Source organism: Pseudomonas sp. S10E 269, from assembly GCF_002798465.1.
Taxonomy (GTDB): Bacteria; Pseudomonadota; Gammaproteobacteria; order Pseudomonadales; family Pseudomonadaceae; genus Aquipseudomonas; species Aquipseudomonas pergaminensis.
Genome location: NZ_PHIJ01000001.1, coordinates 4,729,442 through 4,747,180, shown reverse-complemented (window position 1 = coordinate 4,747,180; position 17,739 = coordinate 4,729,442). Strand labels below are relative to the sequence as shown.

General features: G+C 62.1%; 16 protein-coding genes and 1 tRNA gene. 2 read left to right on the top strand and 15 right to left on the bottom strand.

From position 1 onward, the window contains the following. Positions 1-6: 6 nt before the first annotated feature. From CWC48_RS22120 to CWC48_RS22095, 6 genes are all read right to left on the bottom strand, one after another. Positions 7-858, bottom strand: a complete 852-nt coding sequence (locus tag CWC48_RS22120) for a LysR family transcriptional regulator (RefSeq protein ID WP_078049177.1) — start codon at positions 856-858, stop codon at positions 7-9. Between the two features lie 241 nt (positions 859-1,099). Beyond that, positions 1,100-1,175 (bottom strand) — tRNA-Gly (locus CWC48_RS22115). A gap of 63 nt (positions 1,176-1,238) precedes the next feature. Further along, entirely contained in the window at positions 1,239-1,799 is a 561-nt protein-coding gene (gene pgsA / locus CWC48_RS22110; RefSeq protein ID WP_099492790.1) for a CDP-diacylglycerol--glycerol-3-phosphate 3-phosphatidyltransferase, read from the bottom strand. A gap of 32 nt (positions 1,800-1,831) precedes the next feature. Continuing rightward, positions 1,832-3,655, bottom strand: a complete 1,824-nt coding sequence (gene uvrC, locus CWC48_RS22105) for an excinuclease ABC subunit UvrC (RefSeq protein WP_100490317.1) — start codon at positions 3,653-3,655, stop codon at positions 1,832-1,834. Position 3,656: 1 nt separating this feature from the next. Beyond that, positions 3,657-4,298: a UvrY/SirA/GacA family response regulator transcription factor gene (gene uvrY / locus CWC48_RS22100; RefSeq protein ID WP_032886613.1), complete on the bottom strand. Its 642-nt coding sequence runs from the start codon at positions 4,296-4,298 to the stop codon at positions 3,657-3,659. 151 nt (positions 4,299-4,449) lie between these two features. Then, a complete protein-coding gene (locus tag CWC48_RS22095) occupies positions 4,450-4,815 on the bottom strand; it encodes a helix-turn-helix domain-containing protein (RefSeq protein ID WP_099492792.1) in 366 nt (121 codons plus the stop codon). Positions 4,816-4,897: 82 nt separating this feature from the next. Between CWC48_RS22095 and CWC48_RS22090 the strand changes: the two genes are divergently transcribed. Beyond that, on the top strand, positions 4,898-5,137 hold the full coding sequence (locus tag CWC48_RS22090; RefSeq protein ID WP_078049181.1) for a DNA-binding protein: 240 nt from the start codon (positions 4,898-4,900) through the stop codon (positions 5,135-5,137). A gap of 35 nt (positions 5,138-5,172) precedes the next feature. Here CWC48_RS22090 and CWC48_RS22085 read toward each other — a convergent pair whose 3' ends face one another. Together CWC48_RS22085 and CWC48_RS22080 are read right to left on the bottom strand one after the other, a co-directional pair. Then, positions 5,173-5,604 (bottom strand): GNAT family N-acetyltransferase, encoded by a 432-nt coding sequence (locus CWC48_RS22085; protein ID WP_100490316.1) that lies wholly within the window; start codon positions 5,602-5,604, stop codon positions 5,173-5,175. Then, on the bottom strand, positions 5,605-6,354 hold the full coding sequence (locus CWC48_RS22080) for a carbon-nitrogen hydrolase family protein (RefSeq protein ID WP_100490315.1): 750 nt from the start codon (positions 6,352-6,354) through the stop codon (positions 5,605-5,607). Positions 6,355-6,961: 607 nt separating this feature from the next. On the opposite strand from CWC48_RS22080, the gene CWC48_RS22075 reads away from it, so the two are divergent. After that, positions 6,962-8,041, top strand: coding sequence for a 3-deoxy-7-phosphoheptulonate synthase (locus tag CWC48_RS22075; RefSeq protein ID WP_100490314.1), 1,080 nt, complete (start codon positions 6,962-6,964; stop codon positions 8,039-8,041). Positions 8,042-8,163: 122 nt separating this feature from the next. Here CWC48_RS22075 and CWC48_RS22070 read toward each other — a convergent pair whose 3' ends face one another. The 7 genes from CWC48_RS22070 to CWC48_RS22040 all read right to left on the bottom strand — a co-directional run bounded on the left by CWC48_RS22070 (position 8,164) and on the right by CWC48_RS22040 (position 17,735). Next, positions 8,164-8,865 (bottom strand): NAD(P)H-dependent oxidoreductase, encoded by a 702-nt coding sequence (locus tag CWC48_RS22070; RefSeq protein ID WP_099492796.1) that lies wholly within the window; start codon positions 8,863-8,865, stop codon positions 8,164-8,166. Between the two features lie 9 nt (positions 8,866-8,874). Further along, a complete protein-coding gene (locus CWC48_RS22065) occupies positions 8,875-10,494 on the bottom strand; it encodes an ABC transporter ATP-binding protein (protein WP_100490313.1) in 1,620 nt (539 codons plus the stop codon). 2 nt (positions 10,495-10,496) lie between these two features. Then, a complete protein-coding gene (locus CWC48_RS22060) occupies positions 10,497-11,324 on the bottom strand; it encodes an ABC transporter permease (RefSeq protein WP_099492799.1) in 828 nt (275 codons plus the stop codon). A gap of 3 nt (positions 11,325-11,327) precedes the next feature. Continuing rightward, entirely contained in the window at positions 11,328-12,287 is a 960-nt protein-coding gene (locus tag CWC48_RS22055) for an ABC transporter permease (protein WP_100490312.1), read from the bottom strand. A gap of 136 nt (positions 12,288-12,423) precedes the next feature. Next, positions 12,424-14,010 (bottom strand): ABC transporter substrate-binding protein, encoded by a 1,587-nt coding sequence (locus CWC48_RS22050; RefSeq protein WP_100490311.1) that lies wholly within the window; start codon positions 14,008-14,010, stop codon positions 12,424-12,426. Positions 14,011-14,029: 19 nt separating this feature from the next. After that, positions 14,030-15,637 carry a 5-guanidino-2-oxopentanoate decarboxylase gene (locus CWC48_RS22045; RefSeq protein WP_100490310.1) on the bottom strand — a complete coding sequence of 536 codons (1,608 nt, stop codon included), beginning with the start codon at positions 15,635-15,637 and terminating at the stop codon, positions 14,030-14,032. Continuing rightward, positions 15,627-17,735 carry an acetate--CoA ligase family protein gene (locus tag CWC48_RS22040; RefSeq protein WP_100490309.1) on the bottom strand — a complete coding sequence of 703 codons (2,109 nt, stop codon included), beginning with the start codon at positions 17,733-17,735 and terminating at the stop codon, positions 15,627-15,629. The genes CWC48_RS22045 and CWC48_RS22040 overlap by 11 nt, the downstream gene beginning before the upstream one ends. Positions 17,736-17,739 lie beyond the last annotated feature (4 nt).

Genomic DNA, 17,739 nt, shown 5'->3' with positions numbered 1-17,739 from the left:
CACCCCTCACTCGGAGCCGATCATGCTGGACGCTAGGTCGGCGAGCGCGCGCAGCCTGTCCATCTGCCGCATGTCCTGGTGATACCCCATCCAGATATCACGGCCCGGTGGCGGCTCATCCGGATCAAGCAGCTTGAGTGCAGGCACCTGGTCGCCAAGCGAACGCGGCAGCACTGCCACGCCGAAGCCTTGCGCACACATCTGGGCCTGAACCGTGCGGCTGCTGCTGGTGAACACGGTCCGGGCAAGCGGATAACGCTGCTGCAACCATTGCACATCCGGGTAGTGGGCTTGGGCGATGTTCATGGTGATCAAACCCAGGCCTTCACCCTGGGGCTTCGGCACAGGTAATCCAACGGCCGAATACAGGCCGTAGGGCATGGTTGTCAGCTTGCGGTGAACGATGTCGGGTTCTGTGAAGGGGACGATACGAAAAGCGATATCCGCATCGCGGCGAGACAGGTCAAATAGCCGATGCCCGGCGATAACCTCAGGGACGATCAAAGGGTAACGTCGCGCCAACTCGCTCAGGACCGGGGACAGGACGTAACAGGCAAACCAGTCCGCAGATGAAATCCGCAACAGACCTTCAGGCTGGGCACTGTCACCCGCCATGCGCCGCTCGATGGCCAGCGCACTGTGCTCCATCTCTTGCGCCAGGCTGAGGATCTTTTCACCACTGTCGGTCAGTACCAACCCTTGGGCAGTCCGAAGAAAAAACGGCTGCCCGCTGCCCTGTTCAAGTACCTGCAAGCGTCGCCCCACTGTCGGGTGGCTGACACCCAACTGTTTGGCAGCACCGCCCAAAGAGCCGCTGCGGGCAATCGCCAGGAAGACCCGCATGTCACTCCAGTCCATCCCTCACCTCGTACAAACATGAACGATGAGAGTGCAACAATGACCCTCCCGTAGCAATCCCCTCGCCCACATACTCAGCGGCCTGGATGCTCGCCCGAGCCGAAAAGCGGGGCCCCGTATGAATATCGGCTTAATCGGGACGGGAAGCCTGGGCAAAGCCATCATCCCGCTGCTGATCGTAGAAAAGGCCAAATCGCAGGCAAAAAAAAGCCACTCGTTAGAGTGGCTTTTTCTTTGTATTTGGAGCGGGAAACGAGACTCGAACTCGCGACCCCGACCTTGGCAAGGTCGTGCTCTACCAACTGAGCTATTCCCGCGTCTTGGTGATGCGCATTCTATAGAATTATCAGAACCCGTCAACCCCTTGATTCAAAAAAGTTTTATTTCTTTTCAACGGTGGTGCGCAGATGCGGCCAGGCGGCGCGCAGATACTGGAGCATGGACCACAGCGTCAGGCCCGCAGCAATGAGCAGCAAGGCGTAGCCCAGCAGGACCCAGAAGGTGAAGTCCGACGGGTTGGCCAACAGGATAACCAGCGCAAGCATTTGCGCAGCGGTTTTCCATTTGCCCATATTGGAGACGGCGACGTGAGCGCGGGCGCCGATTTCGGCCATCCATTCACGCAGGGCCGAGACCACGATCTCGCGGCCGATGATCACGGCGGCCGGCAGGGTCAGCCACAGGTTGCCATGTTCTTGCACCAGCAGGACCAGGGCGACGGCGACCATGAGTTTGTCGGCCACCGGGTCGAGGAACGCGCCGAACGGCGTGCTCTGTTCCAGGCGGCGGGCCAGGTAACCGTCGAGCCAGTCGGTGGCGGCCGCGAAGGCAAACACCGAACTGGAGGCCGCGTAGCTCCATTCATACGGCAAATAGAACAACAGGATAAAAATCGGAATAAGCAGGACGCGTAGAACGGTGATCAGATTAGGGATATTCATCGGCACAACTGGCTACGAGGTGGAAAGGCATTCTATTCGCTATGCAGATTCGCATAAATCAACTCAGCGAGCTTTTTACTGATACCGGGTGCTTTGGCTATTTCGTCAATGCTGGCACGGGACAGCTCCTGCAAGCCACCAAAATGTTTAAGCAAGTCGCGACGCCGTGTCGGCCCAACCCCCGCCACCCCTTCCAGGGTTGAGGTTCGCCGGGTTTTGCCACGCCGGGCGCGGTGGCCGGTAATTGCGAAACGGTGGGCTTCGTCGCGGATCTGCTGGATCAGGTGCAGCGCGGGTGAGTCACCCTTCAAGGTGAACTCATGGGCGGCATCATTCAAGTACAACGTCTCGAAACCAGCCTTGCGCGTGGCGCCCTTGGCCACGCCGAGCAGGATCAAGTCGGGCACCGCCAGCTCGTTGAGCACATCGCGGGCCATGGACAACTGGCCCTTGCCGCCGTCGACCAGCAGAATATCCGGCAACTTGCCCTCGCCGTCCTTCAACTTGCTGAAACGCCGGGTCAAGGCCTGGTGCATGGCCGCGTAGTCATCGCCGGCGGTGACGCCTTCGATGTTATAGCGCCGGTAATCGGATTTGATCGGCCCTTCCGGGCCGAATACCACGCAGGAGGCCACCGTGGCCTCGCCGCTGGAGTGGCTGATGTCATAGCACTCCAGGCGCTGCGGCGGTTCGTCCAGGTTGAGGACTTCGGCCAAGGCATCGAAGCGTGCAGCGACGTGCTGTCGATTGGCCAGCCTCGCGCCCAGGGCCTGTTCGGCATTGGTCACCGCCAGTTGCTGCCAACGCGCGCGGGTGCCGCGAACGCGGTGGCTGATGTCCAGCTCGCGGCCGCGCAGTTCGTGGATCGCCTCGATCAGTGTGGGGAAGTCTTCATGCACCACATTGACGATCAGTTCCGACGGCAGGTCGCGCTCGGGGCTGCTGACGTAGTACTGCCCAAGGAAGGCCGCCATGACTTCGGCCACTTCCTCATCGATACCGGTCTGCGGAAAGAAGTTCTTGCTGCCCAGTACCCGCCCGCCCCGCACGCTGATCAGGTGCACGCAGGCGCCGCCCGGATTGACGAAGGCCGCGATGACATCCACGTCACCGCTGCCGCCTTCTATGCTCTGCTGATCCTGCACACGGCGCAGCAGCGAGATCTGGTCACGCAGCTCAGCGGCGCGCTCGAAGTCCAGGGTGCTGGCGGCCTGCTCCATGGCGCCGGAAAGCTCGTCGGTGAGGGCATTGCTGCGCCCTTCGAGGAACATCACCGAATGGCGTACATCCTCGGCATACTCGGCCGGCTCGACCAGGCCGACGCACGGGGCCTTGCAGCGCTTGATCTGGTATTGCAGGCACGGCCGCGTGCGGTTCTTGTAGAAGCTGTCTTCGCACTGGCGGACAAAAAAGGTTTTTTGCAGCAGGCTCAGGCTTTCGCGGATCGCGCCGGCGCTCGGATAGGGGCCGAAGTACTTGCCCTTCTGCTTCTTTGCGCCCCGGTGAATGCTCAGGCGTGGGAAGTTGCCGTCGGACAAAAACACGTACGGGTAGGATTTATCGTCGCGCAGCAGAATGTTGTAGGGCGGCCGCCATTCCTTGATCAGCGTCTGCTCGAGCAGCAGCGCTTCGGTTTCATTGGCGGTAATGGTGGTTTCGACCTGGGCGATACGCGCCACCAGCGCCGCGGTCTTGGGCGCGAGACCGCTCTTGCGAAAGTAGCTCGCCAGGCGGTTTTTCAGGTTCTTGGCTTTGCCGACATAGAGCAGGCGTGCCTCGCTGTCGAACATGCGGTACACGCCGGGGCGGCCACTGCAGGTAGAGAGGAAGGCACTTGGATCAAACGGTGTGGTCATGTCAGGCGCTGGCGTCCACCATGCCGTGGCGCACTGCGAGCAGGGTCAATTCAACATCACTGCTGATGGCGAGCTTCTCGAAAATGCGATAGCGGTAGGTGTTGACGGTCTTGGGCGACAGGCACAGCTTGTCGGAGATCGTCTGCACCTTCTGGCAACCGACGATCATCAAGGCGATCTGGATTTCCCGCTCCGACAGCGCATCGAATGGCGAGTCGCTGACGGGCTGGAAAGATTTGATGGCCAATTGCTGGGCAATCTGCGGACTGATGTAACGCTGGCCGGCAAACACCAGGCGGATGGCTTGCACCATCTCGGCCAGGCCTGCACCTTTGGTCAGGTAACCGGCTGCGCCCGCCTGCAACAGGCGAGTCGGGAACGGGTCTTCTTCACACACGGTCACCACCACGACTTTGATGTCCGGATGGCTGCGCAACAATTTGGTCGTGGCGCCAAGACCGCCGATACCAGGCATCTTGACATCCATCAGCACCACATCGGGTTTCAACTCCCGGGCCTTGATCAGGGACTCTTCACCCGATTCGGCCTGGCCGACTACTTGCAGGCCATCGATGTCAGCCAGCATTCGTGTAATGCCTGTACGAACGAGATCATGGTCATCGACTACTAGCACCCTAATCAAGCAGACACCTCGCGATATGGTCTTATAGGTTGCTGAACACCTTAGCAAAAAACCAAGGCGCAGACCTAGCTGCAAGCGTCATATATATAGCGTTTGAACACACAGTGGCCGCCCACCAAGGGGTGAACGGCTGTATTTGTTGGGCAGCGGGTCAGGAATCCTGGGACTGCGGCTTGGTTTTCCCGTTCTGCAAAACGGAGTGCTCGGCCAGAGTTGACGTCAAGCGGCGGATCGCAGCCTGGTCTTCCTTGAACATTGCGCGGTAGTCACCCAGTACCTTTTCTTCGATCTGGCTGAGGTTTTCCAGCTGGATCGGCGTAGTCACACCGGTCAGCACGTACAACACATCTACTCCCTTTTCGGCCACACGCGACAAGTAGTCAGCCTTGGGTGCTCGCCCTCCGCTTTCGTATTTACCTTGCGCGTTGGCTTCAACGCCTCCTATTTCACCAAATACTTTTTGCGACAGGCCAAGTCGCTCTCTCTCTTGCCTCAAACGCGAACCGATTCCACTCATTTGGATGTATGATCCTTTTTGGCACACCCCAAGAGGTGACACCCTCATCTCATTGTTAAACGAATTTGAACGGTTTTGAACTATGCCCGGAATCCGTACTGCTGCACAAGCCAAGGCCTGGCTGGAACATCAAGGCAAGTCAGTCCAAGCGTTCGCTCGTGAACATGGCGTTGATCCGGCAACCACCTATCAAGTGCTCGCTGGGCGCAAAAAGGGACGGCGTGGAGAAGCCCACAAGGTGGCGGTCCTGTTGGGCATGAAAGAAGGGATCATCCTTGCTGAGGCCGATAGCCAGCACAACGCTCAGGAAGTCATTTCCTGAAGCCAGTATGCGCTTATTAGCGTCAGATGCATGGTTTAGCTTGAATGGCAGACGCGCTCCATGCGCCAGAAGCAGTCTTCCTCACCGACAATGCTCAACCCGCAGCGCTGATAGAGCCTCCTCGCCGGATTGGTCTTGAACACGGTCAGGCGCAACAAGCCCAGGGCCTGGGCCTTGATTGCCATCTGCTCCAACACCCAACTGCCCGCGCCCAGCCCTCGACAGGCCTCAAGCATATGCAACTCGCGGATATAGAGCGCTCGGCTGTCGCGGCTCAAACTGATAAAGCCCATCACCTCATCCTCGTTGCAGACCAGCCAGTTCTCGCGGCCCGCCCAGGCGACGTCGAAGCCATCGTTGGACCACACCAGGCCGTACTGCCGGTAGTAACGGCTCATGGCTGCAAAGGTCAGGTTTCGTGCAAACGGCAGGTCCTGGTCTGTCGCCGCGCGCAGATGGAACGCCATTCAGACGGCAACCACTTGACCGGCCCACTGCCCGCCCTGGCGACGGGCAATCACCAGCGCCTCGCCGACACCAGAGACAGCGGCGAGTAAACCGCCGTCAGCCGTCCAGATAGCGCTGCGACCGGCGCACACATAACCACCGGATGGGCCACCATGGTTAGCCATCAACACCAGCAGGCCATGCTCGGCCGCATAGCCCTGGAGCAACGCGCTGTCTGTGGCGTAGCCGCCCTCGCTGATCAACACGCCGGCGGCGTAAACCGTGGCGCCGGCCTCAGCCGCGAGACGCGGATGGCTGGCATGGGTGAAGTCCGCGCACACCGCCAGCGCAATTCGGTCGCTCCCCCGTTCCAGGGCCGCGCCGCCCTGCCCCGCGACAAATGCCAGTTCTTCGCCAGGATGCAAATGCTGTTTGGTGTAGACCGCCACGGAGCCATCCGCGGCCAACACCAGCGCACCGATCAACACTCCCCCTTCAGGCGCCAGGCGGATGGGCATACCCACCACCGCCGTCAGCCGCAGTTCCCGCGCCATGTCCCGCAGTGGCGTCAACACAGGGTCGTCAGGCGCAATCGCCAAGCCTGCCGCCAATGACGGTTCGTACCCGGTCAACGACAGCTCCGGAAACACCAGCACTTGCACGCCATGGCCGGCAGCTGCTTGCATGAATGCCAGGTGGCGTTCGATATTGGCCGGCAGGTCGCCCGCGATGGAAAGGGTTTGAGCAGCAGCAAGGGTCAGGGCAGTCATGGTCGCGTCCAAGCATCATCAAGTGCCTACAAGCATATCTCGCCCCATAGCGGTTGGGGTCGGTGCGCGATAGAAATTACTGATTGAATCCTCCTGCATGCCTCTAGTAAGCTCCCCCCATCATTTGGAGACCTACCATGTTGCAACTCACCCACACTCAGGTTTGCCCTGCTGCCAGCGCCTCGCGCTCGGTGTCGGCTACCCGTGTGAGCGGTTCGAGCGCAGCGGTAAGCTTTTATTTTGGGTATTGGTTTAGCCACTGGCGCGCCTGATACCTGAAATCGGCGCCCACTACTCAAGGGGTCGCCTACCAGAGAAATCTAAACCCCCGGTCGGCTCCCCGATCGGGGGTTTTGTTTTTTCAGGCCTCTATCAACTTTGCAGAACACTTTAAAGGACACACGACATGAACTACGCCACCTATTACCGCTACGACACCTCCACCGCATGGCGATTTAGCCAGCTCCGCTCGGGACAGCCTGCCGCCTCCGATCGGTCACCTATTGGTGGCAAGCCAACACACGTAGCCAACACGGCCAATTGTCGAACACCCCAGTAGGGCAAAGCGCGCGGGAACTGCCCGCCGCTTGCCCAGGAAGCCTTGAATATGAACTCTGCCACCGCCGCTCTGCCCGTTTCTGCCCTCACCAGTGCCAATGAAGCCCTGACCCAGCGTCTGCCCAGCTCCCTGGATGTAAAGCTCAAGCTGCCGCTCAGCCCCTTCCTCAACGAACAAGTCCACGCCCATCGCCACGCCGTGCGCGCCATCCTCAATGGCGAAGATTCGCGTTTGCTGGTGATCGTCGGCCCGTGCTCGATCCACGACCCGGAATCGGCCATGGAATACGCACGCAACCTGAGGAAGCTCGCGCTGGAAGTCAGCGACCAGATGCTGCTGGTGATCCGTGCCTACGTCGAAAAACCGCGCACCACCATCGGCTGGAAAGGCCTGGCCTACGACCCGCACCTGGATGGCAGCGATGACATGGCCGCCGGCATCACGCTGTCCCGCGAACTGATGCGAGAAATGCTGCGCCTGGGTCTGCCGGTCGCCACTGAACTGCTGCAACCGATGGCCGCCGGCTACTTCGATGACTTGCTCAGCTGGGTCGCGATTGGTGCGCGCACCACCGAATCGCAGATCCACCGCGAGATGGCCAGCGGCCTGGGCATGCCCGTGGGCTTCAAGAACGGCACCGACGGCGGCGTGGCGATTGCCTGCGACGCGATGCGCTCGGCCTCTCACCCGCACCGCCATTTCGGCGTCGACAGCCAGGGCCACCCGGCGATTATCCAGACCACGGGCAACCCCGACACGCACCTGGTACTGCGCGGCGGTCATCGTGGGCCGAACTACGATGCGCAGAACGTGGCGCAGGTGAAGCACGACCTGGCCAAGTCCAAGGTGGCGGCGCGGATCATGGTCGATTGCAGCCACGCCAACAGCGGCAAGGACCCGTTGCGTCAACCGGCGGTGTTCAACGAAGTACTGGAACAACGCCTTAAGGGCGACACCTCGCTGATCGGCATGATGCTCGAAAGCCACCTGTTCGAAGGCTGCCAGCCGCTGAGCGCGTCGATGAAATACGGCGTGTCCGTGACCGACGGCTGCCTGGGCTGGGACGGCACCGAGCAATTGCTGCGCAGTGCGGCGGAGCGTTTGCGCCAACCACACAAAACCAACTGATTGGTCGAGATCGAAATGTAGGAGCCGGCCTGCCTGCGATGGCGCAGTGTCAGGCTACAAATCTGTAGCTGATGTACTGTTATTGCAGGCAAGCCAGCTCCCACATTTGATCAGTGTTTGGCTCACGACAGGGGATACAGCGCCTCATCAAACTGCTCAAGCTTCGGAAACACCAAGGGCTGTTCATCCGCCAGCCCTTGCAACCGCTGCGCATACCCCACCAGGAACTCCTGTCGCGCTTCAGCACTGATATACGGCACATGCCACGCCACGTACGGTGCCAGCACGTCATAGCCCACATACGCCAGCGTTCCGCGCAGAATAGGCCGTAACATATCCTCCAGCGGCCCGTGGATCGCGCCCTCACCAAACATGTGCTCACGTCCGCCCAGGGTCACCGTGACCAGCGCACGCTTGCCCGCCAGCCCACCCTGATCGTAAAAGCGCTTGCCGCCGTAACACACCCCCGACACCAGCACCCGGTCGATCCAGCCCTTGAGCATCGCCGGCGCCGAGAACCAGAAGATCGGAAAGTTGAGGATCAACAGGTCAGCCCACAGCAGCTTGTCCAATTCGCCCTGGATGTCCGCCGCGATCGACTGCTTTTTCACCCCCAGGCGCTGCTCCAGGGCATACACCAGGTAGTCGGGATTTTCCCGCGACGAAAAGTCCGCCGCCGACGCCACCGGGTTCCACTGCATGGCGTACAAATCACTGACCTGAACCTCATGCCCCTGGCGCTCCAGCGTGGCGACCGCCTGGTCGCGCAAGGCAGCGGTAAACGACTGTGGCTCAGGGTGGGCGTGAACAATCAAAACCTTCATACAAATTCCTCAAACGGTGTGCGCTGCCCGTTGGGCCAGCAAGTGATCGAGCCAGTCCGGGTCCATTTCCGGCTCCGATGAAAACAGCAGGCCGGTGTAGTCCTGGTACGGCGGGGTAAAAATCGCGTTGCGGCTGCCCTGGTCCACCACCCTGCCCCGCTGCATCACCACCACCTCGTCGGCAATCGCACGCACGGTGGCCACGTCGTGGGTGATAAACAGGTAGGCCACGCCCAATTGCTGTTGGAGGCGGTCGAGCAGTTTCAACACGCCCTCGGCCACCAGTTGATCGAGGGCCGAGGTGACTTCGTCGCAGATGATCAGTTGCGGGTCGGCCGCCAGCGCGCGGGCGATGCAAATCCGCTGTTTCTGGCCACCGGACAGTTCGCGCGGCTGGCGCGCCATGAACACCGCCGGGTCCAACTCGATCATCTCCAGCAACTCGGCGACCCGCGCGCGCAGGGCCTTGCCCTTGAGGCCCAGGTAAAACGTGAGCGGCCGGCCGATGATGTCGACGATGCGCTGACGCGGATTCAGCGCGGTGTCCGGGATTTGATAGATCATCTGGATACGTCGCAGTTGCTCCTTGCTGCGCTTTCGAAAGTCCGCGGGCAAGGGCGCGCCGTCATACATCACCTGCCCCGCCGTCGCCGGCAGCAACCCGGTGATCAAACGCGCCGTGGAGCTTTTGCCACTGCCGGACTCGCCGATCACCGCCAGGGTCTGGCCACGATAGAGCTTCATCGACACCTCATGCAGCACCGGTTGATGCCCATAACTGGCGCTCACCTGCTGCACATCCAACAACGGCACTTGCTGGACCGGACACGCCTTGGGCTCGGTGCGAAAACTGCGCACTGCCCACAGGGACTTGGTGTAGTCCTGCTGCGGCTGGCTGAGCATGCTGCGGGTATCGGCCTCTTCCACCAGCTTGCCATGGCGCAGCACCATGATGCGGTCGGCCATCTGTGCCACCACCGCCAGGTCATGACTGATGTACAACGCGGCGCTGCCAAAGGTTTTTACCGCGTCGCGGATGGCTGCCAGTACTTCGATCTGGGTGGTGACGTCGAGGGCCGTGGTGGGTTCATCGAAGATAATCAGGTCCGGGTGACAGGCCATGGCCATCGCGGTCATCACCCGTTGCAACTGCCCGCCGGAGACTTGATGGGGGTAGCGCTGGCCAATGGTCTGCGGGTTGGGCAGGCGCAGCACACGGTACAATTGCACCGCTTCGCGCTCGGCCTGGGCACGGTCGACGCCGCCGTTGATCACCGCCGTTTCCACATGCTGGTCGATCAGGCGATGCGCCGGGTTGAACGACGCTGCCGCACTTTGCGCCACGTACGCAATGCGCAAACCACGCAGCTGGCGCAGCGCCCCGGGTTTGGCCTGCAGCAACTGGATGCCGTCGAAACACACCGAGCCGCCGGTGATGCGGCAACCGTCCCGCGCATAGCCCATCGCTGCCAGACCGAGCGTGGATTTACCCGCACCCGACTCGCCGATCAGCCCCAATACTTCACCGCGCTGCAAGGTCAGGTCGATGCCCTTGATCAGCGGGTGCCAGGCGTCTTCGTAATGCCCTTCGATCTGCAGGTTGCGGATTTCCAGCAGTGGCTTGTCCATCCTCAACACTCCTTCAGGCCGCTGGATTTATGCAGCATCCAGTCGACGACAAAATTCACGCTGACGGTGATCAACGCCACCGCCAGGGCCGGCAGCAACGGGCTGATGTCGCCGAAGGTGATCAACACCGCGTTGTCGCGCACCATGCTGCCCCAGTCGGCGGTGGGCGGCTGGATGCCCAGGCCGAGGAACGACAGCGCGCTGATAAACAGAAACACAAAGCAGAAGCGCAGGCCGAATTCGGCAATCAGCGGCGCGGCGGCGTTGGGCAGGACTTCGCGGGTGACCAGCCACCACAAGCCTTCACCGCGCAGGCGGGCGGCCTCGACAAAGTCCTGCACCACCACGGTCATCGCCACGGCACGCGAGAGGCGAAACACCCGGGTCGAATCCAGCAACGCAATCACCAGCACCAGCGACGTGGCGTTGGTGCCCACCACGCTCAGAATCAGCAAGGCGAAGATCAACTGCGGAATGGCCATGAGCACATCCACCACCCGCGACAAACCCTGGTCAATCCAACCGCCCTTGATCGCCGCCACCAAACCGCTCAAGCCGCCGAGCAGAAACGCCAATGTGGTGGTCAGGAACGCGATGCCCAGGGTATTGCGCGCGCCGTACACCAGGCGGCTGAACATGTCGCGCCCCAGGTTATCGGTGCCCAGCAGGAACTGGCCGCTCCAGGGCGCAAAACCCTCGCCCACCACCTGGGTTTCGCCATAGGGCGCCAGCAGCGGTGCGAACAGCGCAACCAGGACGTACAACACAATGATCAGCAGGCCGAACTTGGCGCTCAACGGCGCGCGGGCCACTTGGCTCAGCAGGTTCATGGGCTACCCCTTGGGATGCATCAGGCGTGGGTTGCTGGCGATGGACAACACGTCAGCCCCGGTATTGAGCAGGATGTAGGTCGCGGCAAAGATCAGGCTGCAGGCCTGCACCACCGGGATGTCACGCTTGGACACCGAGTCCACCAGCAACTGGCCGAGACCGGGATAGACAAACACCACCTCGACCACCACCACACCCACCACCAGGTACGCCAGGTTCAGCGCGACCACGTTGACGATAGGCGCCAGTGCGTTGGGTAACGCGTGCCGCCAGATAATCCGCGATTGACTGATACCCTTGAGTCGGGCCATTTCGATATAGGGACTGGCCAGCAGGTTGATCAGCGACGCGCGGGTCATGCGCATCATCTGCGCGATCACCACCAGGCTCAGGGTCGCCACCGGCAGTACCGAGCGTTCCAGGATCGTGCCAAGGGTGGCATCCGGCGCCAGGTTGGAAAGGCTGGGGAACCAGCCGAGTTTCACCGAGAACACCAGGATCAGCAGGTAGGCCACAAAGAACTCCGGGAACGACACCGCGCTCAACGCAGAGGTATTGAGCAGGCGATCGAACCAGCTGTTGCGATACAGCGCCGCCAGCATGCCCAGCACCAGCGCCGTGGGCACCGAGACCAACGCTGCGAGTGCGGCCAGGCTCAGGGTGTTGCCCAGACGCGCGCCGATCAGGTCGGCGATGGGTCGCTGGTTCGCCAGGGATGCCCCCAGATCACCGTGCAGCAGCCGCAGCAGCCATTGCGCAAACCGCGTGAACGGCGGCAAATCCAGGCCGAGTTGCGCCCGGAACGCCGCCACGGTTTCCGGGGTGGCAGACTGGCCGAGCATGGCCTGGGCGATATCTCCCGGCAGCATGCCCACGGCCAGGAAGATGATCACCGACACGGCAAACAACGACAGCAGGCCGAGGGCCAGGCGTTGGAGGACCAGTTTCAACAAGCTATTCATCGTGGGATTCCTTGAAAGGGCACGCGTTCAAAGACATCACAGCCCTGATGTAGGAGCTGGCTTGCCAGCGATGAGGCCAGCGGTATCACCGCCAACCTCCGGTCCGCCATCGCGGGCATGCCGGCTCCCACAAGGGTCAGGCCTGCCACCACCGCTCGATCAACCGCAACCCATCCAACTCGCCATAAGGCGCCGTCAGCGGCCCATGGTTGACCCGGTTCGAACGCGCCGCCACCGAGCTGGCAAACAGCGGCACAATCGCGCCGCCATCGTCCCGGCACAGCGCCTGCATTTCGTTGTACATCTCCTGGCGCAGCGGCGCGTTCATCTCGCCACGGGCGGCGTTGAGCAGTTGGTTGAAGCGCGGGTTGTCCCAGTGGGTTTCATTCCAGGCCGCCCCCTTGGCATAGCCGATGCTGAACATGCGGTCGGCGGTCAGGCTGCTGTACCAGAAGGAGGTGGTGAACGGCTGCTTCATCCACACATTGGAGAAGAACCCGTCGGCCGGTTCGCGTACCACATCGATGTCGATGCCGGCCTGGCGTGCCTGTTCCTTGAACAACACCGAGGCGTCCACCGCGCCGGTGTAGGCGGCGTCAGAAGCTTGCAGGCGTACCTTGAGCGACTCCACACCGGCCTTGCGCAGGTAGAAGCGCGACTTCTCCGGGTCGTAGGCACGTTGCTCAAGGGCGCTGTTGATAAAACGGCTGCCGGGCTGGATCGGATGGTCGTTGCCCACCAGACCGTAGCCATGCAGCACCGAAGCCAGAAGCGTCTCGCGGTTAATCGCGTGCTTCATTGCCATGCGGATGTCGTTGTTCTTGAACTCATTGCTGTCGCACAGCATCGGGAAGGTGTAGTGCTGCGCGCCCTTGGTTTCTTCAATCACCAAACCGGGGTTGCGCTTGAGCAGCGCCACGGTTTTCAGGTCGACCTTGTTGATCACATCCACCTGCCCGGTGACCAGCGCATTGACCCGCGCGGCGCCGTCGGCGATGGCCAGTAGCTCGGCGCTGGCGAAGTGCGCGCGGCCGGGTTTCCAGTAGTCGGGGTTGCGCTCCAGGTCCATGCGCACGCCGGGTTCGAAGCTTTTCAGGCGATAGCCGCTGGTGCCTACGCCGGCTTGCCAGTCAGCCACGCCGTCCTTGGCAGGCATGATCACCAAGTGGTAATCGGCGACCACGTAGGCGAAGTCAGCATTGCCCGAATGCAACTCGAACACTACCGCCTCCGTACCTTTGGCCGTGACGCTGGCGACATCGCCGAGGACGGTCTTGGCGGCTGAAGTAGACTTGGCGTCGAGGTGATGATTGATCGACGCCACCACATCCTCGGCGGCCAGGCTCTTGCCGTTGTGAAAGGTCACGCCGGGGCGCAAGTAGAAGGTCCACACCCGCGCATCGGGCGTGGATTCGAACCGTTCGGCCAATTCGGGAATCGCGCTGCCATCCACCGCGATTTCGGTGAGGGTGTTGTACACCGCCGAAAAGCCGACAAAGGTGAAGGTGTCGACCCAGGAGCCAGGGTCGCGGGAATCGGTGGTACTGCCTCCGGCCAGGCCCAGGCGCAACACGCCGCCAGGCTTGGGCGTGGCTTCGGCGGCAAAGGCGTGCAACGGCAGGCCCATGGAAAACGCCGCGGCCACCGCGCCAGCCACGGCGCTGTGTTTGAGGAAGTCGCGGCGGTGCATCGCTTGAGTCATTTTGTTGTTGTTTTCGCTCATGGTCTTGTCTCTCTAAAGGTCAACAGGCACAGGCATGTTTCAACTCGATCAAGGTCACGCCGTTGCGTTTGAACGCGTTGCGCAGGTCCGTCTGCAATTCATCCAGGTTGCGGGGCTGGTTCACGGTGCAGCCGAACGCCTGAGCGAACAGTGCGAAATCCGGGTTGCGTGGCAGCACGCCGATGGGTTCGATATCCAGGTCGAGCATGTCGTCGCGAATCTGGCCGAGGGCGTCGTTGTTCCACAGCAGCACCACCAGTGGGCTGTCCAATTCCTCGACGGCAGTGGCCAGTTCCTGGGCGGTGTAGAGAAAACCGCCATCGCCCACCAGCACCAGGCCCGGTCGTTGCGGCGCGCCGAACTTGGCGCCAATACCCGCCGGCAGGCCATAACCCAAGGTGCCGTAGCCGGTGGGATGCAGCCAGCTTCGAGGGGCGCGACTGCGGTAGGCGTAGTTGCCGGTGTAGGCCAACTGGGTCATGTCGCTGCTCACAAAGGCGTTGGCCGGAAGCTCCGCTGCAATGCGGTCGAGAATGGCTTGGTGGATGGACTGCAAGGGGCCGTGGCCCAACTCGACCGCCTGCAGCAAGGCAGACACCTTCGCGATGGCGTCATCCGCGTTACGCGGGGTGGACGGCAGGCGTTCCAACAAGGCTTGAACGGTCTGGCGGGCATCGCCTTGCAGCGCCACGGCACAGGGGTAGAAGTCATTGAACTTGCGCGGGTCGATGTCGACCCGCAGCAGCTCACCGCCGAGGGGCAGACGCTCGCGCCAATAGTCGGTGTCGGCCATTTCCGTACTCACCGCCAGCACCACATCCGCCTCGCTGATCAGTTGCCAGCCCGGAGCGACACACAGGGTGGAACCCGCATTGAGCGGGTCGTCGACCGGTAACAAGCCCTTGCCCGCCACACTGGTAAAGAAGGGCGCCGCCAAGTGAGTGCTCAAGCGCTGCAACGCCTCGCCCGCCCCCAGTGCACCGCCGCCGGCAATGATCATTGGCCGCTTGGCCGCCGAGAGCTTGGCCGCGGCCTGATCCAAGGCTTCAGCAGGCGGCAGGCCGCGACCTGGGCGACGCACCACTTCGTGGCTCCAGTCGCGCTTGATCGGCGCGGCCAACACATCCAGCGGCACCGAAATATGCACTGGGCGTGGTCGCTCACTGTCGAACACCGCGAAGGCGCGGGCGACCAGCTCGGGCAAATCCTCCGCGCTCAACGCCACCGCCGAAAACGCCGTGATCGGCGCGGTGATCGCACGCTGGTCCTGGGTTTCGTGCAGGCTGCCCCACCCTTTGCCGAGGCTGGCGGTGCTGTTGACGCTGGAGATCACCAACATCGGAATCGAGTCGGCATAGGCCTGGCCTATAGCGGTGGCCGCATTGGTCACGCCAGGGCCTGTAATCACAAAGCACACGCCCGGCTTGCCGCTGACCCTGGCATAGCCGTCGGCCATGAAACCGGCGCCTTGCTCATGGCGCGTGAGCACATGCCGAATGCCACTGCCGGGCAGGCCGCGATACAGTTCCAGGGTATGCACGCCGGGAATGCCAAACACTGTGTCGACGCCATACTGCGCCAGCAATCGCACCAGGGCCTGGCCGCCGGTCATGGTTTTATCGTGCATGTTCATCTCCTAGACGAATCAATGCATCGACCGCCACGGCGCCCTGGGCATTGACCAACAATGGGTTTACATCCAACTCCAGCAACTGCCCGGCGTTGGCGCAGGCGTAATCGGCGACCGCGCGGATCGCCGCCACCAGTGCGTCCATGTCCGCCCGGTCTCGACCGCGAAAACCGTGCAGCAACGCGGCGCTGCGCAGGCTGAACAGGGCATTGCGGATTGCGCTGTCGGTGGTGGGCAGCAGCAAGCTGCGGCTGTCCTTGAGCAATTCGACCAGGATGCCGCCGGCGCCAATGACCAGCGCCAGGCCAAAATCGTTTTCGCGCTTGATGCCCACGATCAACTCGGCCAGCGGTGGTGCAGCCATGGACTCCAGCAGCAGTTGGTCAAAGGCGATACCCGGCGCATAAGCCGCGATGTGCTCGCGCATCTGCGCCAGTGCGGTGGTCAGCGCCCTACCGTTTTGCAGGTTGAGCACCACGGCACCGGCTTCGGTCTTATGCGGCAGCTGGGTGCTGACTGCCTTGAGCACCAGCGGATAACCCAGTAGTTCTGCATCGCTGACAGCCCTTCCCGGCGTGCTCAGCACCCCGGCGGGCGTGGTCAGGCCGAATGCACGCAACGCCTGCTTGGAGGCCCATTCGTCGAGCGCCTCGCCGCTGCCCGTAAGGCCTTGGGGGCACAGCGGTTCGAGGATCGATTCGCCCCGCTCCAGCAAGACGCGTCGGTTGTTCTGGTAGTCGGCAATCCGCCCCCAGGCCGCCAGTGCGTCTTCAACTCCCTGCAACGCCGCAATGCCTTGGGCATGCAGGCGCTCACGGGCATGAGCCGGCAGCAATTCGGGAAAGGCTGAGGTGACAAAGCCGGGCTTGCCATGGCGACTGACCGCGTTACAGAACAGCTCCAACAGCAGGTCGCACTCCTGGCGCTCGCCCGTAAATTCGGCGGGGTAATCCAGCACCAGCATGGCGGCATCGGCTTCGGTGCGCAGGGCGGTGTCGAGCATGGTGTTCAGGGCTTCACGGTTGCCCCAGATGGCGGTCGTGAAATCCAGCGGGTTGACCAGGTTGGCATAGCTGGGCAATACCTGCGCCAGTTCACTGCGCTGGCGTTCATCGAGCTTGGGCAGGGCCAGGTGATTGCGCTCGGCATAGTCGGCAATCAGCCCCGCATCGCCTCCGGAACAGGCCAATGCGATCAGGCTATTGCCCGCAGGAAGATTGCCGCACGCCGCAGCCTTGAGGGTTTCGACAAAACTCACCGGCCCGCTGACGCGGATCACGCCCAGCCGTGCGAACAGGCTGTCGTACAGAACGTCGGAGCCGGACAGCGAACTGGTATGACTCAAGGCCAGCTCGGCACCGATCTGCGAGACACCGGTTTTCAGCGCGATAATCGGAATGCCTTTCTCCAGCGCTTTGTGCGCTGCGCGGGCAAACCCCGGCACGTTCTTCAAGCCTTCCAAGTGCAGACCGATAGCGGTGACGCGCGGCTCATCGAGCAGCACATCCATCAATTCCGCAACGCCCAATTGCGCCTGGTTACCCACCGAGGCCATGTAGGCCACCGGCAGCGAACGGTCGCTCATCGACAGGTTGTAGGCGAAGTTGCCGCTTTGGGTCAGCACCGCTACGCCCTGCTCTACCGCCTTGCCGCCGTGGGCTACCGGCCAGAGTGCCGAGCAGTGCAGGTAGTCCAGCAAGCCGTAGCAGTTGGGGCCGAGCAAGGCCATGTCACCCGCCGCCGTCAAGAGCTGTTGCTGCATGACCGCCCCGCTGGCCCCGGTTTCGGCAAAGCCCGAGGCATAGCAGATGGCGCCGCCCGTGCCGATGGCCGCGAGTTCGGCGACGCAGGTCAACGTGAGTTCGCGGTTGGTGGCGATAAATACCGCGTCCGGCCCACAGGGTAAATCGGCAACATGGCGCACACAGGGGACGCCATCGAGGCTGTCATGCTGCGGGTTGACCAGCCACATGGGCCCGGTGAACCCGCCATCGGCGCAGCGCTTGAGCGCACGCGCCATGCTGCGCCCGCCGACGAAGGCCAGGTGCCGGGGCGCCAGCAGGCGCTTGAGATTGTCGCGAATAGCCTGGGACATAAGC